Annotated in this window: 25 protein-coding genes and 1 tRNA gene; 23 read left to right on the top strand and 3 right to left on the bottom strand. The window is 68.3% G+C overall.

Annotated elements, in window-relative coordinates:
- The first annotated feature begins 205 nt into the window (after nt 1–205).
- Together Q8W67_RS05325 and Q8W67_RS05320 are read left to right on the top strand one after the other, a co-directional pair.
- Nucleotides 206–871, top strand: a complete 666-nt coding sequence (locus Q8W67_RS05325) for a response regulator transcription factor (protein WP_305541798.1) — start codon at nt 206–208, stop codon at nt 869–871.
- A 41-nt stretch (nt 872–912) separates the two neighbouring features.
- The gene (locus Q8W67_RS05320; protein ID WP_305541796.1) at nt 913–2,268 is read left to right on the top strand and encodes a sensor histidine kinase; all 1,356 of its coding nucleotides are present in this window, start codon (nt 913–915) and stop codon (nt 2,266–2,268) included.
- Nucleotides 2,269–2,387: 119 nt separating this feature from the next.
- Here the strand turns inward: Q8W67_RS05320 and Q8W67_RS05315 are convergent, their stop codons facing one another.
- A complete protein-coding gene (locus Q8W67_RS05315) occupies nt 2,388–3,779 on the bottom strand; it encodes a PLP-dependent aminotransferase family protein (RefSeq protein ID WP_305541794.1) in 1,392 nt (463 codons plus the stop codon).
- Nucleotides 3,780–3,892: 113 nt separating this feature from the next.
- Here Q8W67_RS05315 and Q8W67_RS05310 point away from each other — a divergent pair, with 113 nt between their 5' ends.
- Together Q8W67_RS05310 and Q8W67_RS05305 are read left to right on the top strand one after the other, a co-directional pair.
- On the top strand, nt 3,893–4,195 hold the full coding sequence (locus tag Q8W67_RS05310) for a DUF1127 domain-containing protein (protein WP_305541792.1): 303 nt from the start codon (nt 3,893–3,895) through the stop codon (nt 4,193–4,195).
- Nucleotides 4,196–4,214: 19 nt separating this feature from the next.
- Entirely contained in the window at nt 4,215–5,123 is a 909-nt protein-coding gene (locus tag Q8W67_RS05305) for an EamA family transporter (protein ID WP_305541790.1), read from the top strand.
- Nucleotides 5,124–5,254: 131 nt separating this feature from the next.
- Here Q8W67_RS05305 and Q8W67_RS05300 read toward each other — a convergent pair.
- Nucleotides 5,255–5,331 (bottom strand) — tRNA-Asp (locus Q8W67_RS05300).
- Nucleotides 5,332–5,670: 339 nt separating this feature from the next.
- Between Q8W67_RS05300 and Q8W67_RS05295 the strand changes: the two genes are divergently transcribed.
- From Q8W67_RS05295 to Q8W67_RS05205, 19 genes are all read left to right on the top strand, one after another.
- Complete coding sequence (locus Q8W67_RS05295; RefSeq protein WP_305541788.1) at nt 5,671–6,036, top strand: NADH-quinone oxidoreductase subunit A; 366 nt, start codon at nt 5,671–5,673, stop codon at nt 6,034–6,036.
- A gap of 41 nt (nt 6,037–6,077) precedes the next feature.
- The gene (locus Q8W67_RS05290; RefSeq protein WP_010686017.1) at nt 6,078–6,665 is read left to right on the top strand and encodes an NADH-quinone oxidoreductase subunit B family protein; all 588 of its coding nucleotides are present in this window, start codon (nt 6,078–6,080) and stop codon (nt 6,663–6,665) included.
- 9 nt (nt 6,666–6,674) lie between these two features.
- A complete protein-coding gene (locus Q8W67_RS05285) occupies nt 6,675–7,322 on the top strand; it encodes an NADH-quinone oxidoreductase subunit C (protein ID WP_305541780.1) in 648 nt (215 codons plus the stop codon).
- 15 nt (nt 7,323–7,337) lie between these two features.
- The gene (locus Q8W67_RS05280) at nt 7,338–8,528 is read left to right on the top strand and encodes an NADH-quinone oxidoreductase subunit D (protein WP_305541778.1); all 1,191 of its coding nucleotides are present in this window, start codon (nt 7,338–7,340) and stop codon (nt 8,526–8,528) included.
- 12 nt (nt 8,529–8,540) lie between these two features.
- Nucleotides 8,541–9,902 (top strand): NADH-quinone oxidoreductase subunit NuoE, encoded by a 1,362-nt coding sequence (nuoE, locus tag Q8W67_RS05275; RefSeq protein ID WP_305541775.1) that lies wholly within the window; start codon nt 8,541–8,543, stop codon nt 9,900–9,902.
- A 9-nt stretch (nt 9,903–9,911) separates the two neighbouring features.
- Entirely contained in the window at nt 9,912–11,213 is a 1,302-nt protein-coding gene (gene nuoF / locus Q8W67_RS05270; RefSeq protein WP_305541773.1) for an NADH-quinone oxidoreductase subunit NuoF, read from the top strand.
- Nucleotides 11,214–11,218: 5 nt separating this feature from the next.
- A complete protein-coding gene (locus Q8W67_RS05265) occupies nt 11,219–11,419 on the top strand; it encodes a hypothetical protein (protein ID WP_305541770.1) in 201 nt (66 codons plus the stop codon).
- A 10-nt stretch (nt 11,420–11,429) separates the two neighbouring features.
- The gene (gene nuoG / locus Q8W67_RS05260; protein ID WP_305541767.1) at nt 11,430–13,511 is read left to right on the top strand and encodes an NADH-quinone oxidoreductase subunit NuoG; all 2,082 of its coding nucleotides are present in this window, start codon (nt 11,430–11,432) and stop codon (nt 13,509–13,511) included.
- A 10-nt stretch (nt 13,512–13,521) separates the two neighbouring features.
- Entirely contained in the window at nt 13,522–14,544 is a 1,023-nt protein-coding gene (nuoH, locus tag Q8W67_RS05255) for an NADH-quinone oxidoreductase subunit NuoH (protein ID WP_007560745.1), read from the top strand.
- Between the two features lie 28 nt (nt 14,545–14,572).
- Entirely contained in the window at nt 14,573–15,061 is a 489-nt protein-coding gene (gene nuoI / locus Q8W67_RS05250; RefSeq protein WP_007560744.1) for an NADH-quinone oxidoreductase subunit NuoI, read from the top strand.
- A gap of 120 nt (nt 15,062–15,181) precedes the next feature.
- The gene (locus tag Q8W67_RS05245) at nt 15,182–15,802 is read left to right on the top strand and encodes an NADH-quinone oxidoreductase subunit J (RefSeq protein WP_305541755.1); all 621 of its coding nucleotides are present in this window, start codon (nt 15,182–15,184) and stop codon (nt 15,800–15,802) included.
- A 22-nt stretch (nt 15,803–15,824) separates the two neighbouring features.
- Nucleotides 15,825–16,130, top strand: a complete 306-nt coding sequence (gene nuoK / locus Q8W67_RS05240) for an NADH-quinone oxidoreductase subunit NuoK (protein WP_043351891.1) — start codon at nt 15,825–15,827, stop codon at nt 16,128–16,130.
- An 85-nt stretch (nt 16,131–16,215) separates the two neighbouring features.
- Nucleotides 16,216–18,339 (top strand): NADH-quinone oxidoreductase subunit L, encoded by a 2,124-nt coding sequence (gene nuoL / locus Q8W67_RS05235; RefSeq protein ID WP_305541746.1) that lies wholly within the window; start codon nt 16,216–16,218, stop codon nt 18,337–18,339.
- A gap of 1 nt (nt 18,340) precedes the next feature.
- Complete coding sequence (locus Q8W67_RS05230; protein ID WP_305541743.1) at nt 18,341–19,861, top strand: NADH-quinone oxidoreductase subunit M; 1,521 nt, start codon at nt 18,341–18,343, stop codon at nt 19,859–19,861.
- A 113-nt stretch (nt 19,862–19,974) separates the two neighbouring features.
- Nucleotides 19,975–21,420, top strand: a complete 1,446-nt coding sequence (gene nuoN, locus Q8W67_RS05225) for an NADH-quinone oxidoreductase subunit NuoN (RefSeq protein WP_305541740.1) — start codon at nt 19,975–19,977, stop codon at nt 21,418–21,420.
- A 66-nt stretch (nt 21,421–21,486) separates the two neighbouring features.
- Nucleotides 21,487–22,290, top strand: coding sequence for a biotin--[acetyl-CoA-carboxylase] ligase (locus Q8W67_RS05220; RefSeq protein WP_305541737.1), 804 nt, complete (start codon nt 21,487–21,489; stop codon nt 22,288–22,290).
- Between the two features lie 16 nt (nt 22,291–22,306).
- Nucleotides 22,307–23,980, top strand: coding sequence for a ribonuclease J (locus tag Q8W67_RS05215; RefSeq protein ID WP_305541734.1), 1,674 nt, complete (start codon nt 22,307–22,309; stop codon nt 23,978–23,980).
- A gap of 178 nt (nt 23,981–24,158) precedes the next feature.
- Entirely contained in the window at nt 24,159–24,563 is a 405-nt protein-coding gene (gene mce, locus Q8W67_RS05210) for a methylmalonyl-CoA epimerase (RefSeq protein ID WP_305541731.1), read from the top strand.
- A gap of 5 nt (nt 24,564–24,568) precedes the next feature.
- Complete coding sequence (locus Q8W67_RS05205) at nt 24,569–24,895, top strand: DUF1467 family protein (RefSeq protein WP_305541729.1); 327 nt, start codon at nt 24,569–24,571, stop codon at nt 24,893–24,895.
- 11 nt (nt 24,896–24,906) lie between these two features.
- On the opposite strand, the gene Q8W67_RS05200 is transcribed toward Q8W67_RS05205, so the two are convergent.
- Nucleotides 24,907–25,104, bottom strand: coding sequence for a hypothetical protein (locus tag Q8W67_RS05200; protein WP_305541726.1), 198 nt, complete (start codon nt 25,102–25,104; stop codon nt 24,907–24,909).
- Between the last annotated feature and the right edge of the window lie 654 nt (nt 25,105–25,758).

Here is a 25,758-nt window from a genome sequence, read left to right as displayed (position 1 = left end):
GAACGGCCACGCGTCTGACAACACGAGCGCTTCGGAACAAGACGTAAGAGGCGCGCCGTCACAAAGGCTTGGAGGCGGGATCTCGATCCATGCCGCCAAGTGCCGCCCCGGCGGCGGCGTGCGGATGCGTCGCTTGAGGATACGACTGCAAGATCCTGGTGCGGCACGTTTTCCGCCGACAGGCCGGGACAGGGGGGATGGACGGTTGAAGATCCTGCTGGTTGAGGACGACGGAGCCCTGGCCGACGCGGTGGCCAAGGTGCTGCGCGCGGAGAACTTCGTCCTCGATCGGGCCTCGGACGGCGAGGACGCCCAGCATCTCGGCGAGACCGAGGGCTACGACGCGGTGGTGCTCGACCTCGGGCTGCCGAAGGGCGACGGGGTCTCGGTGCTGCAGGCCTGGCGGGGAGCCGGGCGGACGATGCCTGTCCTGGTGCTCACGGCCCGCGACGGCTGGAGCGACAAGGTCGCCGCCTTCAAGGCCGGGGCGGACGACTACGTGGTCAAGCCGTTTCGGGTGGAGGAGTTGGTGATCCGCCTGCGCGCCCTGGTGCGCCGGTCACAGGGCGGCGGGGCGAGCCGGATCACCTGCGGCCCACTCGACTTCGATACGGGGCTCGGCGCCTTCGAGCACGAGGGCCTGCCGCTCAAGCTCACCGGGCTGGAATGGCGGGTCCTGTCCTGCCTGATGCGGAACCGCGAGGCGGTCGTGCCCCGCGCGCACCTGATCGAGCGGGTCTACGAGGGCGACGCGGATGTCGATTCGAACTCCGTGGAGGTGATCATCACCCGCCTGCGCCGGAAGATCGCCCCCGCCCGGATCGAGAGCGTGCGTGGTCACGGCTACCGCCTGCACGCAGATCCCGCCTGATGCCACCGCCGGAGCGTTCTCGCCCGAAGGGGATCCCGATTGTGCGCCGGGAAGGGCCTGGACCCCGAAGGCCTCAACCGCCGCCGCCGCGCCGGTCCCTGCGCACACGCCTGCTCGCGGCCGCCCTCGCGCTGGTCCTGGCGGCCCTGGTGGTGGCCGGGCTCGCCATCGGGGTGATCCTGCACCGCTTCGTCCGGGGGCAGATCGAGGGACGTCTCGACGCGCAAATCGTCGCCCTGCGGGCCGGGCTCGAAGCGGGCCTCCTCGCCCGGGACCTCGACGCGCCGCCATTCGACCGGGAAGGCCCGGGCTGGGCCTGGGAGGTGCGCCGCGGGGTCGAAATCGTTCGCTCGGGCTCCCTGCGGGGCCACGACATCGCCGTGTCGGACCCGGGGCCCGACGACGAGCCCGGCCGCCCGCACCCCGCCGAAGGCACCGGGCCCCGGGGCGAGCCGCTGATCCTGCGCATCCTCACCGTACCTGGAAGCCCACCCGCGACGCTCATCGCGGCGGCACCGCGGGTGGCTCTGTTCGGCCCGCTGCGCGAGGCCCTGACCAGCCTCGCCCTCGCTCTCGGGGTGCTGGGCCTCTGCCTGATCGCCGGACTGGCGCTCCAGGTCCGCCTCGGGCTGGCGCCGCTGAAGCGCCTGCGGGCCGATCTCGCAGCGGTGCGGGCCGGCAGGCGGGATCGGGTGCCGGCGGAGCAGCCCGCCGAGATCGAGCCGGTGGTGGCGGAACTCAACGCGCTGCTGGACCAGAACGCACAGAACCTGGAACGGGCCCGCGGGCACGTCGCCAACCTCGCCCACGCCCTCAAGACGCCGCTGGCCACCCTGTCGATGGCGCTGGCCGAGCCCGCCCGCGATCCTGGCGGGGCGCTGCGCCGTCAGGTCGACGACATGGACCGGCGCGTGCGCCATCACCTGCGCCGGGCCCGGGCGGCAGCCCTTGCCGGCTCGGCCCGGGGGCGGACGCCCCTGGCGCCTCGCGTCGCGGACCTGCGCGATGCGCTCCTGCGCCTCTACGCCGAGAAAGGTCTGGCGATCGACCTCGCCGTGCCGGACGACCTCACGGTGCCCTGCGAGGGGCAGGATCTCGACGAGATGCTCGGCAATCTCGTCGACAATGCCTGCCGCTGGTGCCGGGCCCGGGTACGGGTGTCGGCAGCTGCGTGGGACGGCGGCGTGCGCATGCGGGTGGAGGATGACGGGCCGGGCCTCGACGCCGAGGCCGCCGCTTCCGTGATGGCCCGGGGGCGCCGCCTCGACGAGGGCGTGCCGGGCCACGGCTTCGGGCTGCCGATCACGCTCGAACTCGCCGAACTCTATGGCGGCAGCCTGACACTCGGACGCTCGGAGCTGGGAGGCTTGCGGGCGGAACTGCTCCTGCCGGCGTGACGCCGGTTCCAAAATGAACGCTCCGGTCGGCTTCGCCGCGCACCGCCATCGCGAGCGGGGCGAAGACGAAACGGCTACGAATCGATCATTCGGAAACCGGATGGCTCGGCGGGTCTCGCTCAAGCCAGCGCCTCGCGCAGGATCGGGCGGATGCGCGGATCGGCGCAATGGGCGACGTTGAAGCGCATGTAGCCGTTCCAGTCGTCGGACAGGCTGAAGGCGGTCCCCGGCGCCAGCACCATGCCCTGGGCGAGCGCCCGGCGCGCCACCTCGGCCCCGTCGCGCCCGTCAGGCAGGCGCATCCACAGGAAGAAGCCGCCCCGGGGCTGCGCCCAGGGCTCCAACCCGCAGGCGCGCAGGCCAGCGGAAGCGGCCACCATCGCGCCGGCGAGCCGGCGGCGGGTCTCGGCGAGGTGCCGGCGGTAGGCGCCCTCGGTGATCAGGCTGTGCACCAGCGCCGCCGTGACGTGGCCGTTGCCGAGGCTCAGCGCCAGCTTGAGATCAACCAGCGGCTCCACCCAGTCGGCCCGGAGCGCGATCCAGCCGCAGCGCGCGGCCGCCGACAGGGTCTTCGAGAAGCTGCCGATCTGGATCACCCGCTCCAGACCGTCGAAGCCCGCGAGCCGGGGAGCCGGCTCGGGCTCGAGGTCGCCGAAGATCTCGTCCTCGACGATGAGGGTGTCGTGCGCCTCGCACAGCTTCAGCAGCCGGTGGGCCAGGGCCGGGGCGAGGCTCGCCCCCGTCGGGTTCTGGAGCGCCGCGTTGGTGAGGTAGAACCGCGGCCGGTGCCGTTCGAGCAGGACCGCCAGCGCCCGCAGGTCCGGCCCCTCCGGGGTCAGCGGCACGCCGGCTACCGCGACCCGGTGCGCCCGCAGCAGCGCCAGGAAATTGAAGTAGCAGGGATCGTCGACGAGCACCGTGTCGCCGGGCTGGAGCAGGAAACGGCAGACCAGGTCGAGGGCCTGCGTGGCCGATTCGACCAGTACGATCTGGTCCGGCTCGGCCCCGACGCCCTTCTCACCGACCTTGCGGGCGATCTGGACCCGCAGGGGTTCGTAGCCGAGGGGCCGGTCGTAGTCAGTCATCGCGGCGAGATCCCCCCGCGCCACCCGGCGCAGGCCGCGCCGGATCGCCTCGTGCGGCATCCAGGAATCCGGCAGCCAGCCGGCTCCCGGCTTGAGCTGGTCGGAGCCGGCCTGCTGCGCCTGCCTCGTGATCCAGAGCGGATCGACGATCCGGTCGAGCCGGGGCCCCATCGCCTGGAGGGAGAGCGGCCGGGTCTTGCCGGCGACGTAGAAGCCGGAGCCCGGGCGCGCCACCAGCGTGCCCTCGGCGGCCAGCCGGTCATAGGCCTCCACGACGGTCGATTTCGACACGCCCATGGCGTCCGCGAAGGCGCGCACCGACGGGATCCGGACACCGGGGACGAGCCGCCGAGCCGCGATCCGCTCGCGGATCTCGGCGGCCACGGCTTCGACCCGCGTCCCGGCTGCCTTATGGGCGATCTGCATCCGTACTGCCTTTTCGACCGGACAATTCTTACGAATCGTACCGAACCGTTCCTGTCGCCGCCAGCCCCGGGGCGGCATGGTCGCGCCGTTCAAGAAAAGCGGAGGACGAGACCATGGAGCATTGCCGTCCCGAAACCGCCGGCGCCGAAGGCCGGCCGCCGTGGATCGCCCGCACGCTCCGGGTGGTCGCCGCAGCCGCCGCGGAGGTGGGCGCCGGTCTGTCGCGCGCCGCGATGGACCGGCGCGTGCTGCACCGGCTCTCGATGCTGTCCGAGCGGGAATTGAAGGATATCGGGCTGACACCGCAGGACGTGGCGGATGCAGCCGTGCGGGGAACCGGCGACGCCGCCGATCTGCTGATCGACCGGCGCGATGCGCGGCGCCGCGCTCGGGTGGGAGTGCCTCTGTCGTGGTAAGGCGGGCGGGGACGATCGGATGACGGCGCGCGACGTTCTGAGCGCGATCCTTGTGGTCACGATCCTTGGCGCGAACTTCGTGGCCATCAAGATCGGGCTGGAGACGGTGCCGCCGCTGATGCTGTGCGCGCTGCGCTTCGCGTTCGCGGCCGTGCCGGCCATGCTGGTGATCAAGCCGCCCCGGGCCCCCGCGTCCCTGGTCTTGGGGTTCGGCCTGGCGCTCGGGGTCGGTCAGTTCGGGTTGCTGTTCATGGCGCTTCGGCTCGGCATGCCGGCCGGCCTGTCGTCACTGCTGATCCAGGTCCAGGTGCCCTTCACGGTGGCACTCGCCTGGCTGCTGCTGAGGGAGCGCCCGAGCGGGCTCCAGGGGCTGGGAGGCGCCGTCGCCCTCCTCGGGGTCGCCACGGTGGCGCTCGGACGGGCCGGGGGCGCGCCGCCGGGACCGCTGCTGATGGTGGTCGGCGCCGCGCTCGCCTGGGCGTGCGCGAACGTCATCGCGAAGCGGATCGGGCGGGTCGACATGCTGGCCCTGATGGTCTGGGGCAGCCTCGCCACCACGTTCCCGCTGATCGCCCTCTCGCTGGTCGTGGAAGGACCCGCCGCCCTCGCCGCCCTGGCGCATCCGGGCTGGCTCGCCGTCGCGTCGATCGCCTTCCAGGCCTACCCGACGACCCTGCTGGCCTTCGGTCTCTGGAACCGCCTCCTGACCCGCTATCCCGCAGCGGCCGTGACGCCGTTCGCCCTTCTGGTGCCGGTGGCCGGCATCCTGAGCACGCATGTGGTGCTCGGCGAGCCGTTGAGCGCCGATATCCTGGCGGGTGGAGGAATGATTCTCGCCGGGATCGCCTTGAGCATCCGCGGCGGTCGCAGGAACACAGCCGGCGCGACGCTCGCGGACACCGATTCTCCGCCGCAAAAAGCGGCCTGACGTTCAGGCTCGGCCCGGCGTCGCTCGCATGTCGGCCACGACACGACCGCGCAGGGATGCAAACGACCTACGATGCAAACGACCTACAAGGTCGCGCTCCGAGCTCGAATTCACAAATGTAGAGGAGGACGTGGCGCGGGCGACGGGGCTCGAACCCGCGACCTCCGGCGTGACAGGCCGGCACTCTAACCAACTGAGCTACGCCCGCACGGCGTGGTCGCCTAGAAGGGGCGTTTCGCCCGGCGACGGGGCGGGGTTTATGGGCCGCGTCGGGGGCTGTCAAGCGCGTCCGTCGCGGTTTTACCCCGCGCCCGGCCACGAGGGCTGCGCGCTTGCGTCGTGTTGCAGCCGCGCCGCCCGGACCCATCTCCAGGCGAGACAGGCACAGCGCTTTGTGCGACGCGACAAGCCATTGTCATGGGTCGGCGGCTCGACTAAGCCTCCGGCCGCGCGCATCCTGGCATAAGAACAATTCCACGGGCGAATCCGGTTCGGCGTCGCACCGCGGTTTCCCATGTCGATCGAGACGCTCTCGCGAGGCCCTGGCATGACCGGACTGTTGGCGGACTACCTTCCGCTCATCGTGTTCATCGGCGTGGCGCTGTTCATCGCCACCGCTCTGCTGGTCGTGCCCTTCCTTGTCGCCTTCAAGAGTCCGGACCCGGAGAAACTCTCGGCCTACGAGTGCGGCTTCAATGCTTTCGACGATGCCCGCATGAAGTTCGACGTGCGCTTCTACCTCGTCGCGATCCTGTTCATCATCTTCGATCTTGAGGTTGCGTTCCTGTTCCCGTGGGCGATCACCTTCGGGGATCTTGGCTGGTTCGGCTTCTGGTCGATGATCGTCTTCCTGGGCGTGCTGACGGTCGGTTTCATCTACGAGTGGCGCAAGGGCGCCCTCGAGTGGGATTGATTCGCGCCAGCCACCTGTCCGCACCGCATCCCGAGTCGCCGATGGCCCTGATCACCGATACCAACCGCGCCCCCGCGATCGCGCCCCAGCCGAAGGGAATCATCGATCCCAACACCGGCCGCCCGATCGGCGCGGACGACCCGACCTTCCTGTCGATCAGCGACGAGCTGGCCGACCGCGGCTTCCTGCTCACCACCACGGACGAGCTGATCAACTGGGCCCGCACCGGCTCGCTGATGTGGATGACCTTCGGACTCGCCTGCTGCGCCGTCGAGATGATGCAGATGTCGATGCCGCGCTACGACTGCGAGCGCTTCGGCTTCGCGCCGCGCGGCTCGCCCCGCCAGTCCGACGTGATGATCGTTGCCGGCACCCTGACCAACAAGATGGCCCCGGCCCTGCGCAAGGTCTACGACCAGATGCCGGAGCCGCGCTACGTCATCTCGATGGGCTCCTGCGCCAATGGCGGCGGCTACTACCACTACTCCTATTCGGTGGTGCGCGGCTGCGACCGAGTGGTGCCGGTGGACATCTACGTGCCCGGGTGCCCGCCCACCGCCGAGGCGCTGCTCTACGGCGTGCTGCTGCTTCAGAAAAAGATCCGCCGCACCGGCACGATCGAGCGCTGAGGAAGGGCCATGTCGAACGGCATCTCGATCCTGCCTCACACGCAGCCGGCGAGCGGCGACGCCGCTCTGACAACGATGGCTGAGCGCATCGTCGGCGCGCTCGGTCCGGCGGTGTTGTCGCACACCCTCGCGTTCGGCGAGCTGACGCTGGTGGTCCAGGCCTCCGACATCGTCTACGCGCTGACTTACCTGCGCGACGATGCAGCCTGCGCGTTCCGCAGCTTCATCGACATCTGCGGGGCGGATTACCCGCAGCGCGAGAAGCGCTTTGACGTAGTCTACCACCTGCTGTCCCTGCGCCATAACGCTCGCATCCGGGTGAAGGTGCAGACCGACGAGGTGACGCCGGTTCCCTCGGTGATCGAGGTTTTCCCGGCCGCCAACTGGTATGAGCGCGAGACCTACGACCTCTACGGCATCCTGTTCTCGGGGCATCCGGACCTGCGCCGCCTGCTCACCGATTACGGCTTCGAGGGCCACCCCCTGCGCAAGGACTTCCCGCTCACCGGCTTCGTCGAGGTCCGCTACGACCAGGACGAGGCGCGTGTCGTGTACGAGCCGGTTCAGTTGACGCAGGAATTCCGGAACTTCGATTTCCTCTCGCCCTGGGAAGGCACGGACTACGTGCTGCCGGGCGACGAGAAGACGTCGGCCTGAGGAGCGGAACCGCCCGTGACCGAACACAACATCCGCAACTTCGCGATCAATTTCGGCCCGCAGCATCCGGCGGCGCACGGTGTGCTGCGCCTCGTTCTGGAGCTCGACGGCGAGGTGGTCGAGCGGGTCGATCCGCATATCGGGCTGCTGCACCGTGGCACCGAGAAGCTCATCGAGCACAAGACTTATCTCCAGGCGACGCCCTATTTCGACCGGCTCGACTACGTGTCGCCGATGAACCAGGAGCATGCCTTCTGCCTGGCGATCGAGCGGCTTGCGGGCATCGAAGTGCCCCGGCGCGCGCAGCTGATCCGGGTGCTGTTCTGCGAGATCGGCCGGCTGCTGTCGCACCTCCTCAACGTCACCACGCAGGCGATGGATGTCGGCGCCCTCACGCCCCCGCTCTGGGGCTTCGAGGAGCGCGAGAAGCTGATGATCTTCTACGAGCGGGCCTCGGGCGCCCGGCTCCACGCCAACTACTTCCGCCCCGGCGGCGTCCACCAGGACCTGCCGCCCAAGCTCATCGATGACATCGACGCGTTCTGCGACCCGTTCCTGCAGGTCGTCCAGGATCTCGACGACCTCGTCATGGCCAACCGCATCTTCAAGCAGCGCAACGTCGACATCGGGATCGTCTCGGTCGACGAGTGCATGGCGTGGGGCTTCTCGGGCGTGATGCTGCGCGGCTCGGGCATCCCGTGGGACCTGCGCAAGGCGCAGCCCTACGAGTGCTACGAGGAGATGGAGTTCGACATCCCGGTGGGTCGCAACGGCGACACCTACGACCGGCAGGTGATCCGCATGGAGGAGATGCGGGAATCCGTTAAGATCATGAAGCAGTGCTGCGCCAAGCTGCGCGAGCCCGCCGGGCAGGGTCCGGTCGCGTCCCTCGACGGCAAGTTCGCACCGCCGCCGCGCCGGGAGATGAAGCGCTCGATGGAAGCGCTCATCCACCACTTCAAGCTCTACACGGAGGGCTTCCACGTACCGGAGGGCGAGGTCTACGCGGCCGTGGAAGCGCCCAAGGGCGAGTTCGGCGTGTATCTGGTCTCAGACGGGACCAACAAGCCGTATCGCTGCAAGATCCGCGCACCGGGCTTCGCGCATCTTCAGGCGATGGACTGGATGTGCCGGGGGCACCTTCTGGCCGACGTGTCCTGCGTGCTCGGCACCCTGGACATCGTGTTCGGCGAAGTGGATCGGTAAGGCGTTAGACGGATGGCAAACCGCAGACTCGCGCCGGCCTCTGAGCAGCCCGAAAGCTTCGCGTTCTCCCCCGAGAACGCCGCCTGGGCGAAGACCCAGATCGCCAAGTACCCGGAGGGCCGCCAGGCCTCCGCGGTGATCCCGCTCCTGTGGAAGGCGCAGGAGCAGAACGGCGGTTGGCTGCCGCGCGCGGCCATCGAGGCGGTGGCCACCGAACTCGGCATGCCCAACATCCGCGTCCTGGAGGTCGCGACCTTCTACACGATGTTCGCGCTGGAGCCGGTCGGACGCTACTGGATCCAGGTCTGCGGCACGGTGCCGTGCGATTCCTGCGGCGCCCGCGGGCTGAAGGCGATGCTCGAGACGCGCCTCGGGCCGCCCGGCCACGTCTCGGCCGACGGCAATTTCTCCTGGCTCGAGGTCGAGTGCCTGGGCGCCTGCTGCAATGCCCCGATGGTGCAGATCAATCAGGATTACTACGAGGACCTGACGCCGGAATCGCTCGGTCAGCTGATGGACGACCTCGCCGCCGGCCGCCCCGTGAAGGTCGGCTCGCAGACAGGGCGCACATCCTCCGAGCCGCTGGGCGGAGCCGAAACGCTAACAGACCCGACCCTGTTCGACGGTTCGCGCGTCGGCGCTTGGCGCCAGCGCTTCGAGGACACCGGCAAGGCGGAAGACCAAGCCGCGAAATCCGATGAGGCCGCCTCGAGCGAGCAGCGGGCCGCCACCCAGCCGAAGCCCGCCCGGCCCGATGCCGGGCGCCCGGTCGAGCGGACCGTGACCGACGCGCCGGCGCAGCGCGCCGCCGCCGGCGAGACGCCGATCAAGCCCGAGGACAGCGCGGATGCCGCCGAACGCGGGCGCTCGACCGCCAAGCACGGCGCGGCGCGCCAGGGCGATGCGGACGTGCTCGACTCGCCGGCCAAGCGGGTTGCCGAGGGTGAGCCGGCGGCCGGCGAGCAGGGCAACCAGGAGACGCCCGACCGCGGGGAGGTTCCGCAGCAGCCGGAGGCATCCGGCGCGAGCGAGGGCGAGGTTGCCGCGGAGGCCGAGGAGGCGCGCGTCGCCGGTGCACTGGCGGCCCTCCCGAAGGACGCGAGCCCGGAGCAGAAGGCGAACGCGGTCGGAAGCCGGCCCCCGGGGCTCGACGCCGCCCGCGCCGGTCGACCGGACGACCTGACCCGGATCAAGGGGATCGGTCCGGGCAACAGCCAGCGCCTGAACGGGCTCGGCATCTACCATTTCGACCAGATCGCCGCCTGGACCCGCGACGAGATCGCCTGGGTCGGCACCTACCTCGCGTTCCCCGGTCGCATCGACCGGGAGGACTGGGTAGGGCAGGCCAAGGCGCTCGCCGCGCCGGCTCAGTGAGGACCTGACATGCTGTCGGATCAGGATCGCATCTTCACCAACCTCTACGGGCTGCATTCGCCGGGCCTGGAGGCCGCCAAGAAGCGCGGCGCCTGGGACGGGACCAAGTTCCTGCTGAGCCAAGGCCGCGACTGGATCATCGAGGAGATGAAGGCGTCGGGCCTGCGCGGGCGCGGCGGCGCGGGCTTTCCGACCGGCCTGAAGTGGTCGTTCATGCCCAAGAAGTCGGACGGGCGCCCGCACTACCTCGTGGTCAACGCCGACGAGTCGGAGCCGGGCACCTGCAAGGACCGGGAGATCATGCGGCACGATCCGCATCTCCTGATCGAGGGCTGCATGCTGGCTTGCTTCGCCATGGGCGCGCATGCCTGCTACATCTACATCCGCGGCGAGTACGTGGCCGAGAAGCACGCCCTGCAGAGGGCGGTGGACGAGGCCTACGAGGCCCGTCTGGTCGGCCAGTCGAACGTGCACGACTACCCGTTCGACATCTACGTCCACCACGGCGCCGGGGCGTATATCTGCGGCGAAGAGACCGCGCTGATCGAGAGCCTAGAGGGCAAGAAGGGGATGCCGCGGCTCAAACCGCCGTTCCCGGCCAACATGGGCCTCTATGGGTGCCCGACGACGGTCAACAACGTCGAGTCGATCGCGGTCGCCGGCACGATCCTGCGCCGGGGCGGCGCGTGGTTCGCGGGCTTCGGGGGCAAGAACAACACCGGCACCAAGCTCTTCTGCGTCTCGGGGCACGTCAACAAGCCGTGCAACGTCGAGGAGGAGATGGGCATAACCTTCCGCGAGCTGATCGACCGCCATTGCGGCGGCATGCGCGGCGGTTGGGACAATCTCCTGTGCTCGATCCCGGGCGGCTCCTCGGTGCCGCTGGTGCCGGCCGAGCAGATCATCGACGCCAAGATGGATTTCGACACCCTGCGCAACCTCGGCTCGGGCCTCGGCACGGCGGCGGTGATCGTGCTGGACAAATCCACCGACATCGTCGCGGCGATCGCCCGCATCTCGTATTTCTACAAGCACGAATCCTGCGGCCAGTGCACGCCTTGCCGGGAAGGCACCGGCTGGATGTGGCGCGTGATGGTGCGCATGGCCGAAGGCCGGGCGCAGAAGCGCGAGATCGACATGCTGTTCGAGGTCACCAAACAGATCGAGGGCCACACGATCTGCGCGCTCGGCGATGCGGCGGCCTGGCCGATCCAGGGCCTCATCCGCCACTTCCGCCCCGAGATCGAGAAGCGGATCGACCGCTACACGGCCAACCCGCATTCCGACCCCATCCCGATGGCGGCGGAGTAGGGCGGATGCCGGGCCAGCCGGACAACCCGAGGCTCGGTGATCTGCGGCGCATCGACGAGACAGTCGATTGCCTCAGCGACGATGTCCGTGACTTGAAGGGCCGGATGGGCGCGGTCGTGGAAAACCTGGCCGGCGTCCACCGGCGGATCGATAGGGTCGAGCTTCGCATCGAGCGGCGCCTCGATCTCGCCGACGCCCCGCACTGAGATTGCACCGATGACAAAAATCCTCGTCGACGGCACCGAGGTCGAGGTTCCGGCCGAATACACACTGCTCCAGGCCTGCGAGGCCGCGGGCGCCGAGATCCCGCGCTTCTGCTTCCACGAGCGGCTCTCGATCGCCGGCAATTGCCGCATGTGCCTGGTGGAGTTGAAGGGTGCGCCCAAGCCCGTGGCGAGTTGCGCCTACGCCGTCCGGGATTGCCGCCCCGGGCCGAATGGCGAGCCGCCGGAGGTCCTCACCCGCTCCGGCCTGACCAAGAAGGCCCGGGAAGGGGTGATGGAGTTCCTCCTCATCAACCACCCCCTCGATTGCCCGATCTGCGACCAGGGCGGCCATTGCGACCTGCAGGACCAGGCGATGGCCTACGGGGTCGATTCGACCCGCTACCAGGAGAACAAGCGCGCGGTCGAGGAGAAGCATATCGGCCCGCTGGTGCGGACCGCGATGAACCGCTGCATTCACTGCACCCGCTGCGTGCGCTTCCTGGCGGAGGTGGCGGGCGTGCCCGACCTCGGCGCCATTGGCCGCGGCGAGGACATGGAGATCACCAGCTACCTCGAGCAGTCGATGGCCTCCGAGCTCCAGGGCAACGTCGCCGATCTCTGCCCGGTGGGCGCGCTTGTCCACCGGCCGCAGAGCTACAACGTGCGGCCCTGGGAGCTGAACAAGACCGAATCGGTCGACGTGATGGACGCGGTCGGCTCGGCGATCCGCGTCGACACCCGCGGCCGCGAGGTCATGCAGATCGAGCCGCGGGTCAGCGAAGAGATCAACGAGGAGTGGATCTCGGACAAGACCCGCTACGTCATCGACGGGCTCCGCATGCAGCGCCTGGACCGCCCCTACCTGCGGGAGAACGGCCGGCTCAGGCCCGCCTCCTGGGCCGAGGCCTTCCGGGCCATCGCCGCACGTGTGAAGGGCACCGACCCGAAGCGCATCGGCGCGGTGGTCGGCGACCTCGCCGGCGTCGAGGAGATCTTCGCGTTGCGCGAGCTGATGCGCGCGCTGGGTTCGCCGAACCTCGATTGCCGCCAGACGGACGCCGGCCTCGATCCGGCACTCGGCCGCGCCTCCTACGTGTTCAACCCGACCATCCCGGGCATCGAGGCCGCGGGCGCGATCCTGATCGTCGGCGCCAACCCGCGCACCGAAGCCTCGCTCCTCAACGTGCGCATCCGCAAGCGCTGGCGCCTGGCGCCGCTGGCGGTCGGGCTGATCGGCGAGCCGGTCGACCTCACCTATCCGAGCCACTACATCGGCGCGGGCCCCGAGTCCCTCGCGGCGCTGGCACGCGGGGAGCACAGCTTCCTCGATATCCTCAAGCAGGCCAAAGCGCCCCTCGTCATCGTCGGTGCCGACGCGGGGCCCGGCATCCTGGCGGCTGCGGCATCCTTGGCCAAGGAGATCGGCGCGGTCTCGGCCGATTGGAACGGCTTCGGCGTGCTGCACACGGCAGCCGCCCGGGTCGGGGCTCTGGATCTCGGCTTCGTTCCGGGGGAGGGCGGCCTCGGCTTCTCGGCCATGCTGGAAGCGGGCGGTGTGGACGTGCTGTTCAACCTCGGCGCCGACGAGCGCGACGTCGCCCCGGGCGCCTTCGTGATCTACCAGGGCACCCACGGGGACCGGGGCGCCTCCCGCGCCGATGTGATCCTGCCGGGCGCGGCCTATACCGAGAAGTCGTCGACCTGGGTCAACACGGAAGGGCGGGTGCAGATGGGCAACCGCGCCGGCTTCCCGCCGGGGGATGCCCGCGAGGATTGGGCGATCCTGCGCGCCCTGTCGGACGTGCTCGGCGAGCGCCTACCGTTCGATTCGCTCGCCGCGCTCCGCCGGGCGCTCTATGCCGCCCACCCGCATCTCGCGGCGATCGGGACCGTGGAGCCCGGCGATACGGCGCAAGCCGTGGAGCGGCTCGCAGGCCTCGGCGGCGCGACGGGCGGCCCGGCCTTCGCTTCGCCGGTGACCGACTTCTACCTCACCAACCCGATCGCCCGCGCGTCGCGGGTGCTCGCCGAGTGCTCGCGCCTTGCCCATGAGCGCGCCGCCGAGGCGCGCTCTCTGGCGGCGGCAGAGTAGGGAACACACGATGACGCCCCTCGAGATCCTCGGGACCGTGCTCCTGATCGTGCTGAAGAGCTTCGTGCTGCTCGCAGCCCTGCTCGTCTTCATCGCCTACGCGCTGCTCGCCGACCGGAAGATCTGGGCGGCGGTACAGCTCCGGCGCGGCCCGAACGTGGTCGGGCCGTTCGGATTGTTCCAGTCCTTCGCCGACCTGCTCAAGTTCGTGTTGAAGGAGCCGGTAATCCCGGCTGGCGCCAACAAGGCGATCTACCTGCTGGCGCCGCTGGTCTTCGCGATGCTGGCCCTGTCGAGCTGGGCGGTGATCCCGCTCGCCGACGGCTGGGCCATCGCCGACATCAACGTCGGCATCACCTACATCTTCGCGATCTCCAGCTTGGGCGTCTACGGCGTCATCATGGGCGGCTGGGCCTCGAACTCGAAATACGCCTTCCTGGGCGCCCTTCGCTCGGCCGCGCAGATGATCTCCTACGAGGTGTCGCTCGGCTTCGTGATCATCTGCGTGCTGCTCTGCGCCGGCTCGCTGAACCTCTCGCGCATCGTCATGGCGCAGGACACCAGCCTCGGCCTGTTCGGCTGGTACTGGCTCTGGCTGTTCCCGATGTTCGTGGTGTTCTTCATCTCGGCGCTGGCCGAGACCAACCGCCCGCCCTTCGACCTGCCGGAGGCCGAATCGGAGCTGGTGGCCGGCTACATGGTCGAGTACTCCTCGACGCCCTACCTGCTGTTCATGCTCGGCGAGTACGTCGCCATCATGAGCATGTGCGCGCTCGGCACCGTGCTGTTCTTGGGGGGATGGCTCTCGCCGATCCCGTTCGCGCCGTTCACCTGGGTGCCCGGCGTGATCTGGTTCATCCTGAAGGCGAGCTTCCTGTTCTTCCTGTTCGCCATGGTGAAATCCATCGTGCCGCGCTACCGCTACGATCAGCTCATGCGCCTCGGCTGGAAGGTTTTTCTGCCGATCTCGCTGGTCTCGGTCGTCGTCGTCGCCTTCGTGCTCAAGCTGACCGGCCTCGCGCCGGGCGCCTGAGCCCACCCGCCGAATCGGAGATCCGGGCATGAAGCTCGATCAGGTCGCAAAGAGCCTGCTGCTGAAGGAGTTCGTGTCGGGGATGATCCTCGGCATGCGCTACTTCTTCAAGCCGAAGGCGACGATCAACTATCCCTTCGAGATGGGCCATCGCGGCCCGCGCTTCCGGGGCGAGCACGCGCTGCGGCGCTATCCCAATGGCGAGGAGCGCTGCATCGCCTGCAAGCTCTGCGAGGCGATCTGCCCGGCGCAGGCCATAACCATCGAGGCGGGGCCGCGGCGCAACGACGGCACCCGCCGCACGACGCGCTACGACATCGACATGGTGAAGTGCATCTATTGCGGCATGTGCCAGGAGGCCTGCCCGGTGGACGCCATCGTGGAGGGGCCGAACTTCGAGTTCTCGGTCGAGACCCGCGAGGAGTTGCTCTACGACAAGCAGAAACTCCTGCTGAACGGCGACCGCTGGGAGCGCGAAATCGCGCGCAACATCGCGATGGATGCGCCGTATCGCTGAAGCGATGACGGGGGCGCTGTTGTGCCCCCGCCGACCGGGTTCTATAGACGGGCCGCCCGCTGCGGCCCGTTCCCACGCAAGGCAGAAGGGGCCGCTCCGGCGGCCGATCCCGACGAGCGCATGACCGCAGCAGCCGCCTTCTTCTACCTGTTCGCGAGTGTCACGGTCGCGTCGGGGTTCATGGTGATCGCCTCGCGCAATCCCGTCGCCTCGGTGTTGTTCCTGATTCTCGCCTTCGTGAACGCCGCCGGGCTGTTCGTCCTGATGGGCGCCGAGTTCCTGGCGATGATCCTCGTCGTCGTCTACGTCGGGGCGGTCGCGGTCCTGTTCCTGTTCGTGGTGATGATGCTCGACGTGGACTTCGCCGAGCTGCGCCAGGGCTTCCAGCAATACCTGCCGATCGGTGGCCTGATCGGGGCGATCTTCCTGGTGGAGCTGCTGCTCGTCGTCGGGTCCTGGACGATCGATCCGGGTCTGGTGCAGGCGCCGCTCGGCAATGTCGCGTCGGCTGAGAACCTGACCAACGCCCAGGCGCTGGGCCGGGTGCTCTACACGGAATACGCCTATTTCTTCCAGCTCGCGGGCCTGATCCTGCTGGTGGCGATGATCGGCGCGATCGTGCTCACCCTGCGCGACCGTCCGGGCGTCAAGCGCCAGAACATCGCGGTCCAGAACGCCCGCACCCAGGGCATGGCGGTGGAGACCCGCAAGGTTCCCTCCCGCCAGGGGGTCGAGGTCTGATGCCCGCCGGAGAACTCGAACGATGATCGGCCTGAGCCACTACCTCACCGTCGCGGCGATTCTGTTCACGCTCGGCGTTCTCGGCATCTTCATCAACCGCAAGAACATCATCGTCATCCTGATGTCGATTGAGCTGATCCTGCTCTCGGTCAACATCAATCTGGTCGCCTTCTCGACGCAGCTCAACGACATCACCGGACAGGTCTTCGCCCTGTTCGTGCTGACCGTCGCGGCCGCCGAATCGGCGATCGGCCTCGCCATCCTCGTGGTGTTCTTCCGCAACCGCGGCTCCATCGCGGTGGAGGACGTGAGCATGATGAAGGGCTAGGGCCTCCTTCTTCTTCGCGCGCCCCGACTGACATCCGGACGCCGCCGCCAGGCGGCCGGGCCGGAGGACGGACTGCAAGAGAGCGATGTATCACGCGATCGTCTTCTTCCCGCTGATCGGCTTCCTGATCGCCGGCCTGTTCGGCCGGTACATCGGGGCGCGGGCCTGCGAGTACATCACCACGGCCTTCCTGGCCTTCACGGCGTTGATCGCCTGGGGGGTGTTCCTCGACGGCGGCCACGCCGAGCGGGTGCAGGTCGCGTCCTGGTTCTCGGCCGGCGACCTCCAGGTCGACTGGGCCTTCAAGGTCGACACCCTGACCCGGGTGATGCTCGTGGTCGTCACCACGGTGTCGACCCTCGTGCACCTCTATTCCGTGGGCTACATGGAGGAGGATCCGCACCGGCCGCGGTTCTTCGCCTACCTGTCGCTGTTCACCTTCGCCATGCTGATGCTGGTGACCGCCGACAACCTGGTGCAGATGTTCTTCGGCTGGGAAGGGGTCGGCCTGGCGTCCTACCTGCTGATCGGCTTCTGGTACGAGAAGCCCTCGGCCAACGCCGCCGCCATGAAGGCGTTCATCGTCAACCGGGTCGGCGATTTCGGCTTCTCGCTGGGCATCTTCCTGGTCTTCGTCCTGACCGGTTCGGTGGCGTTCGACACGATCTTCTCGAAGGTCGACGCGATCAAGACGCTGAGCTTCCACTTCATCGGCTATGACTGGAACGCGCTGACCCTCGCCTGCCTGCTCCTGTTCATGGGCGCCATGGGCAAGTCGGCTCAGTTCCTGCTGCATACCTGGCTGCCGGACGCCATGGAGGGCCCGACCCCCGTCTCAGCGCTGATCCACGCGGCCACCATGGTCACGGCCGGCGTGTTCATGGTCGCCCGGCTCTCGCCGCTGTTCGAGGAGGCGCCGAACGCCCTGATCGTCGTCACGGTGATCGGCGGCATCACGGCCTTCTTCGCCGCCACGATCGGGCTGGTGCAGAACGACATCAAGCGGGTGATCGCCTACTCGACCTGCTCGCAGCTCGGCTACATGTTCGTAGCGCTCGGTGTCGGTGCCTACTCGGCCGGCGTGTTCCACCTGTTCACTCACGCCTTCTTCAAGGCGCTGCTGTTCCTCGGCGCAGGCTCGGTCATCCACGCGATGCACCACGAGCAGGACATGCGGAACATGGGCGGCCTGCGCCGCTACATCCCCTATACCAGCGCTATGATGGCGATCGGGTCGCTGGCGCTGATCGGCTTCCCCTACACGGCGGGCTACTACTCGAAGGACGCGATCATCGAGGCGGCCTACGCCTCCACCCGGCCGGGGCACACGCTCGCCTTCCTGTGCACCGTGGTGGCCGCGTTCTTCACGTCGTTCTACTCCTGGCGCCTGTTCTTCATGACCTTCGAGGGTCCGGCCCGCTGGGGCGTCCATGGCTCACAGGATCACGCGGCGCACGATCACCACGCCGCGCCGGCGGTGGCGCATTCCGCGATGGCGCACGAAGCCGACGGCGCTCGGGGCCATACCGAGGGCGCGGCCCACGACGATCACGGCCACGATGTCGAGCCGGCCCACAACAGCGATTTGGTCGCCGACGACCATCACGGGCACGGCCACCACGGTGATCACACGCCCCACGAGAGCCCGCTGGTGATGACGATCCCGCTCGCAGTGCTGGCCTTCGGGGCGCTGTTCGCCGGAATCATCTTCCACGACCGCTTTATCGGCTCCGGCATGGACGCGTTCTGGGGCCATGCCCTGGCGCACGGCCCCGACAACCACATCATGCACGAGATCCACGAAGTCCCGGCGCTGGTCTCCTATTCGCCGCTGATCATGCTGATCCTCGGCTTCGTGCTGGCCTTCTGGATGTACATCCGTCGCCCCGAGCTGCCGGGGGCGCTCGCCGCGCAGCAGCCGTCGCTGTACCGGTTCCTGCTCAACAAGTGGTACTTCGACGAACTCTACGACCGGATCTTCGTGCGCCCGGCCAAGGATTTCGGGCTGTTCCTGTGGAAGCAGGGCGACGGCCGGATCATCGACGGCCTCGGGCCCAACGGCATCGCGGCGCGCGTCGCGGACGTCACCCGCGGGGTGGTCCGCCTCCAGACCGGCTACCTCTACCATTATGCCTTCGTGATGCTCATCGGCGTCGCCGGTCTGATCAGCTGGTACCTGATGTCCGGCTTGCCCAAGGGGGCCCACTGATATGCTCGGCCTCGGCATCCTCTCCGGCCTGTTGATCGTGCCGCTCTGCGGCGCGGCCTTCATCCTCACCCTGAACGGCGAGGAGGAGGCGGTCGCGCGCAACAGCCGCTGGGCCGCGCTCGCCACCACGATCATCACCTTCATCCTCTCCCTGGTGGCCTGGGGGCGCTACGACGCGTCCTCGTCGAGCTTCCAGCTCGTCGAGAACCACACCTGGCTCGCCGAGACGATCCGGTTCAAGCTCGGCGTCGACGGCTTCTCGATGCCGCTCGTGCTGCTGACCACGTTCCTGATGCCGTTCTGCATCGGCGCATCCTGGAACTCGATCCACTTCCGGGTGAAGGAATACTTCGTCGCATTCCTGGTCCTCGAGACCACGATGATCGGCGTCTTCGAGTCTCTCGATCTGCTGCTGTTCTACCTCTTCTTCGAGGCGGGCCTGATCCCGATGTTCCTGATCATCGGCATCTGGGGAGGGCAGCGCCGGATCTACGCGAGCTTCAAGTTCTTCCTTTATACCCTGCTCGGTTCGGTTCTGATGCTGCTCGCCGTGATGGCGATGTACTGGCAGGCCGGCACCACCGACATCCCGACCCTGCTGCAGTACCGCTTTCCGGTGCAGATGCAGACCTGGCTGTGGCTCGCCTTCTTCGCCTCGTTCGCGGTGAAGATGCCGATGTGGCCGGTCCATACCTGGCTGCCCGACGCCCACGTGGAGGCGCCGACGGCAGGGTCGGTGATCCTGGCGGGCATCCTGCTGAAGATGGGCGGCTACGGCTTCATCCGGATCTCGCTGCCGATGCTGCCGGTGGCGAGCCAGGATTTCGCCCCGCTGGTCTTCGCCCTCTCGGTGATCGCGATCATCTTCACGTCGCTCACTGCGATGATGCAGACCGACATCAAGAAGCTGATCGCTTACTCGTCGGTGGCCCATATGGGCTTCGTGACGCTCGGCCTGTTCACCCTGAACGAGCAGGGCATCCAGGGCGCCCTGTTCCTGATGATCTCGCACGGGATCGTCTCGGGAGCGCTCTTCCTCTGCGTCGGCGTCGTCTACGACCGGATGCACACTCGCGAGATCTCCGCGTATGGCGGCCTCGTGAAGCGCATGCCGCTCTACGCGGTGGCCATGATGGTGTTCACCATGGCCAATGTCGGCCTGCCCGGCACCTCCGGCTTCGTCGGCGAGTTCCTGTCGATGCTCGGGGCCTTCAAGGCGAACCCGAACGTCGCCTTCTTCTCGACCTTCGGGATCATCCTCTCGGCTGGCTACGCGCTGTGGCTCTATGCCAGGGTGATCTACGGCAAGCTGGAGAAGCCCAACCTCCAGGGCATCCTCGACTTGGACACCCGCGAGAAGATCATCCTGGCGCCGCTTGTGGCGCTGACAATCTACTACGGCGTGCATCCGGCCCCCGTGCTCGACGTGTTCGCGCCCTCCACCGAGGCGCTGATGACGGGCATGAAGGCCGCACTCGCGAACACCCAGACTGCGGCCGCCGCGCTGCCGCTCCCGCGCTAGAAGCCTGGCCCTGATCCCCTGATCAGGGCCGGACGTCTCGTCCCTTGTCGTATCGCATTTTCGCGCGCCGGACCGGCGACCACTTCGGCGGAAGATGCTCTAAGGCGGAACCGATGCCCACCGTCCAATCCGTCCTGCCCTCGCTCGCACCGCTCCTGCCCGAGTTGATCCTCGGCGTCGGCGTGATGATCCTGATCCTCTACGGCGCTTGGCGCGGCGAGCGCTCGGCCGAGACCGTGAGCATCGGCGCCCTGATCCTTCTGCTGCTGGCCCTGTTCGTGGTGCTGTCGCAGCCGGCGCACGGCCGCGTGACCACCCTGTCGGGGGCGTTCGTCTCGGATGCCTTCTCCAAGGTGATGAAGTCGCTGGTGCTGCTGGGCTCGGCCGCGACGATCCTGCTGGCGCACGACTTTTTCAAGCGTGAGCGCATCGACCGGTTCGAATTCCCCGTCCTGATCGTTCTCTGCACCATCGGCATGATGGTGATGGTGTCGGCCAACGACCTGATCGCGCTATATCTCGGCCTGGAGCTGCAATCGCTCGCCGCCTACGTGATCGCGGCGTTCCACCGGGACGACGCCAAGTCGACGGAGGCCGGCCTCAAGTACTTCGTGCTCGGGGCGCTCTCCTCCGGGATGCTGCTCTACGGCGCCTCGCTGATCTACGGGTTCACCGGCACCGTCTCGTTCCCGGGTATCGTCTCGGCGCTCAACGAGAATGTTGGGCTCGGCATCGTGCTGGGGATCGTGTTCGTGGCGGCGGGCGTCTGCTTCAAGATGTCGGCGGTGCCGTTCCATATGTGGACGCCGGACGTCTACGAAGGCTCGCCGACCCCAGTGACCGCCTTCTTCGCCTCCGCACCGAAGATGGCGGCGGTCTCGATGACCGTGCGGGTGTTCATCGGCGCTCTGCCGGACGTGACGGCGGTCTGGCAGCAGATCTTCATCTTCGTGTCCGTGGTGTCGATGGCGCTCGGCTCCTTCGCGGCCATCGGCCAGCGCTCGATCAAGCGCCTGATGGCCTACTCGTCGATCGCCAATATCGGCTATGCGCTGATCGGGCTCGCCGCCGGCTCGGAGGAGGGGATCAGCGGGCTCGTCACCTACATGATCATCTACCTGGCGATGACGCTCGGCACCTTCGCGATCATCCTGTCGCTCCGGCGCCGGGACGTGATGTTCGAGTCGATCGAGGACCTGTCCGGCCTCTCGCGCACGCATCCGTGGCTGGCCTTCTGCCTCGCCGCCATGATGTTCTCGCTGGCCGGCATCCCGCCGCTCGCGGGGTTCTTCGCAAAGTTCTACGTGTTCGCCGCCGCCATCAAGGCGGGCCTCGTGACGTTGGCGGTGATCGGGGTCGTGACCAGCGTGGTCGGCGCCTACTACTACCTGCGCATCGTGCGGATCATGTATTTCGACGAGCCGAAGGAGCCCTACGAGGCGATGGCGCCGGGCCTGCGCGTAGTTCTGGCCCTGTCGAGCATCGTGGTCGTGCTGTTCTTCCTGCTGCCCGGACCGCTGGTCGGCGCCGCCGGCCGGGCGGCCCGGTCGCTGTTCTAGGTCATTCTCGGACGGGCGGCCTCCGGCGCGCGGGACGGGAATGCGGCACAACGTGAAACCTTCGCCTTGAGCTACCGACTCGGGCCAGAGGCGCGCGCCCAGGGCCACCGCCTCCATGTCCACGACCGGCTCGGCTCGACCAACACGGAGGCGATGGAGCGGGCGCGGGCGGGCGAGACGGGACCGCTCTGGGTGATCACCCATAGCCAGGAGTCGGGCCGGGGCCGGCGGGGCAATGCCTGGGCGTCCCTGCCGGGCAACCTCGCGGCAAGCGTGCTCTGGCCGGTGAGCGGGGTGGCGCCGGACCACCTCGCCGAACTCGGCTTCGTCGCGGGGCTCGCGCTGATCGAGGCGCTGGAGGCGGCCTGCGGCACCGTGCCGGATACCGGAGCCGGGACCCGCACACGATCTTTCCGGCTCAAGTGGCCGAACGACGTGCTGCTCGGGGGCGGGAAGCTGGCGGGGCTGCTGCTGGAGGCGGAGACGCTTCCGGGCGGCCGCAGGGCCGCGGTAATCGGCTTCGGCGTCAACGTCGCGGCCGCCCCGGACGGGCTCGGCGCCGTATGCTTGGCCGCGACGGGTTACGCAGGCGGCGCCGAAGCGCTACTGGAACAACTCTCGGACCGGATGGCCGTGCGGGCGCGCGCCTGGGACCGGGGACGAAATTTCGCTCACCTGCGCGAGGACTGGCTCGCGCGGGCCGCGGGTCTTGGATCGGAGATCGCGGTTCGCAGCGGCGGGCATACCTTACGGGGCGTGTTCGAGACAATCGACGAGGGGGGGCGGCTCGTGATCCTCGCCCCCGACGGGAACCGGCATACCGTGACGGCGGGCGAGGTGCATTTCGGAACGGCCGCGACGGCGGCATGATGTTGGACGACGACAGATGGTGATGGGACAGGAGGAGCTGGTCTTCCTGCCGCTCGGCGGCGTGGGCGAGATCGGAATGAATGCGGCCCTGTATGGGTTCGGGCCGGAGAAGGGCCGCAAATGGATCATGGTCGATTGCGGCATGGGCTTCGCCGGTGAGGAGCAGATGCCGGGGATCGACCTGATGTTCCCCGATCTCTCCTTCATCGAGGAGAAGCGGAAGGATCTGCTGGGGATCTTCATCACCCACGCGCACGAAGACCATATCGGTGCGATCTCGGAATTGTGGCCCCGGCTCAAGGTACCGGTCTACGCGACCCGCTTCGCCAAGAACCTGCTGGAGACCCGCCGCTTGTCCGAGCCGGGCGCCCCGAAGGTCGACCTGCGGGAGATCAAGCCCGGCCGGCGCGTGACCGTCGGCCCGTTCGAGGTCGACTACGTGCCGGTCTCGCACTCGATCCCCGAGTCGAATGCCATCGCGATCCGCACGGCGGCGGGCCTCGTGGTCCATACCGGCGACTGGAAGATCGATCCGACGCCGGTGGCCGGCGACGTCACCTCGCCCGAGGCGTTCACGGCGCTGGGCGACGAGGGCATCCTGGCGCTGGTGTGCGACTCGACCAACGTCGTGCGCGAGGGTTTTTCCCCGAGCGAGCGGGAGGTCGCCGCCACCCTGAAGAGGATGATCGCGGACTCGCCCCACCGGGTTGCGGTGACCACCTTCGCGTCGAACGTGGCCCGCATCCGCGCGGTGGCCGAGGCCGCCGCGGCGTGCGGACGCGAGGTCGTCGCGGTCGGCCGCGCCATGGACCGGGTGATCGACGTGGCGCGCGAGTGCGGATACCTCGACGGCCTGCCGGAATTTCGACGCTCGGATTCCTGGAAGAGCCTGCCCCGCGAGCGCGTCGTGGCCCTGCTCACGGGCTCGCAGGGCGAGCCGCGGGCGGCTTTGGCCCGGGTCTCCCGTCGCGATCACCCGGATATCAGCCTGACCGCAGGCGACCGGGTGATCTTCTCCTCGCGGGCGATCCCCGGTAACGAGCGCGACGTCGGCTCGATCATCAACGACCTGATCGAACAGGGCGTCGAGGTGATCACCGACCGCACCGACCTGGTCCATGTCTCCGGCCATCCCCGGCGGGACGAGATGGTCGAGATGTACAAGTGGACGCGACCGGGCACCGCCATCCCGGTGCACGGCGAGGCGCTGCATCTCGACGAGCATGCCCGCTTCGCCCGGGCCCAGGGCGTGCAGAACGTGGTCAAGGCCCGCAACGGCAGCCTCGTCCGCCTGAGCCCCGGCAGGCCCGAGGTGATCGACCACGTGAAGGCCGGCCGCCTGTTCAAGGACGGCAACGTCCTGATCGACGAGAAGGACCGGGCGATCCCCGAGCGGCGCAAGCTCATGCAGGCCGGTCTCGTCTCAGTCGCCATCGCTATCGACGAGGACGGCGTCGTGCTTGGCGAGCCGGCCGTGGACATCATCGGCCTGCCGAACCGGGGGCGCTCCGGCGAGCCACTGATCGAGACGGTGGTCGATGCGGTCTCACGCAGCCTGTCGGGCCTGTCGCGCGGCAAGCTCAAGGATTCTGAGGGCGTCGAGAAGGCGGTCGACCGGGCCGTGCGGACCGCCGTCAACGAGGCCTGGGGCAAGAAGCCCGCCTGTCACGTGCAGGTGGTGGAAGTTTAGGCTACGAATCCAGGACGACGTACCACGAGCGACCGCACCCATCCCCCTCATCCTGCGGTGCCCGCGCCTTCGGGCCTCGAAGCAGCGCTCCTTCGAGGCTGCTTGGCAGCGCCTCAGGATGAGGACGGCGTTCCGGAGACGCGGTCTCTGACGGGGGCGTGAGGCAGGGAGGAACAGAATGATCGGGCGGCTCAATCACGTGGCCATCGCCGTTAAGGACCTCGATGCGGCCTGCGCGGTATACCGCGACACTCTGGGCGCGCGGATAACCCCGCCCCTGCCGCAGCCCGAGCACGGCGTCACGGTGGTGTTCGTCGAGCTGCCCAACAGCAAGATCGAGCTGATGGCACCGCTGGGCGAAGGCTCGCCAATCGGAGCCTTCGTGGCGCGCAACCCGGGCGGCGGCATCCACCACGTCTGCTACGAGGTCGACGACATCCTGGCAGCCCGCGACCGGCTGAAGGCGCAGGGTGCCCGGGTCCTCGGCACCGGCGAGCCGCGGATCGGCGCCCACGGAAAGCCGGTGCTGTTCCTGCACCCCAAGGACTTCCTGGGTACCCTGGTCGAGCTGGAGCAGGTTTGAGCCGGATGGTGAACGCGCTGGGACGCTCGACGCCGGCGACGCTGGCCGCAGTGACCGTGCTGGTCGCTGCCTTCGTGGCGGCGGGCGTGAGCCTGTTCAAGCTCACGGTCGGAGGGTCGATCGCCCTCTACTTCGTGGTCTGGTGGACCCTGCTCTTCGCGGTGCTGCCCCTGCGCAACCAGCCCGAGGAGCGGCCCGGATACGTGGTGCCGGGGCAGGATCTGGGGGCGCCCGCGTCCCCGCGGCTGCGCGAGAAGGCGATCTGGACGACGCTGGTGGCCGGCGCCGCCTTCCTGGTCGCGCTGGCGGTGTTTCCGCTGACCGGGCTGTAACAGGGCCGCTCTCAGAGCAGGGTTCCGGAGGACGACCGGACCGTCAGCGACTTGCCCGCCCTGGCTACGAGATGCGCGAAGGCCAGGGCCGCAGCGGAGGCCTGCGCGGCCGACGGGAAGGTCCGGCGGGATTCGGCCACCGTCTCGTGGACTTCGTTGAGCAGGACCCAGGACCAGAGATGGTCGGCCCTTCGGATCTGAAAATGCATGGCGGGCTCACCCGATACGTTCCATGCCCCACCTTGCGCCGCGAAAAGGCGTTGCGGGTTAATGCCTTGGCGCAGCAAAGTCGAATAGTCGACGAACCACCGGCTTCTCCGCGCTTTCACCGCTGTTCACAGCATCCGGATTGACGCTGGGGGCGCGGACCGTCCGGTTCGTCAGGCGGCGATGCTCGGACGGACGCAGCGCGGAATGCCTTATTCGGCAGCGTCCGGGCGCGGCAATGAACATCGGAGCGGCAGCGATGGATCTGGCAAAACAAAAAAAGCAAGGCCCGGGGCCTTGCTTTTCAAGCTTCAGTGGCTCGACCTTTAATTGTCCTACGCATTGCCTGCGTGGCGGTCGGTTTTCCTCCCGAGACTCGGACCCTGCAGCGCCTCTTGCGGGCGTCGCAAACATCGCCGCCCGCTTATAGGAACAACAATTCGTGTTGTCACCCGGGCCACGAGAAAAATCTGCGCTTTCTTGCCGGCAAATGGGCAGATCGATGCCGGTCTGGGCCGGCAGGGCGGTCGGTCAGGCCCTCCGGCCCGGATCGGCGCAGACGACGCGGCGCGATTACCCGGTGCCGTGGTCCAGCAGTGCTTGTAATTTGTGTCTCCGGCGTGTTGTGTGCCCGCGCGCCGAGGCTCCTCCCGGCC

The organism is Methylobacterium sp. NEAU K (genome assembly GCF_030700285.1).
GTDB lineage: Bacteria > Pseudomonadota > Alphaproteobacteria > Rhizobiales > Beijerinckiaceae > Methylobacterium.
This window is presented reverse-complemented; position numbering and strand designations above follow the sequence as displayed.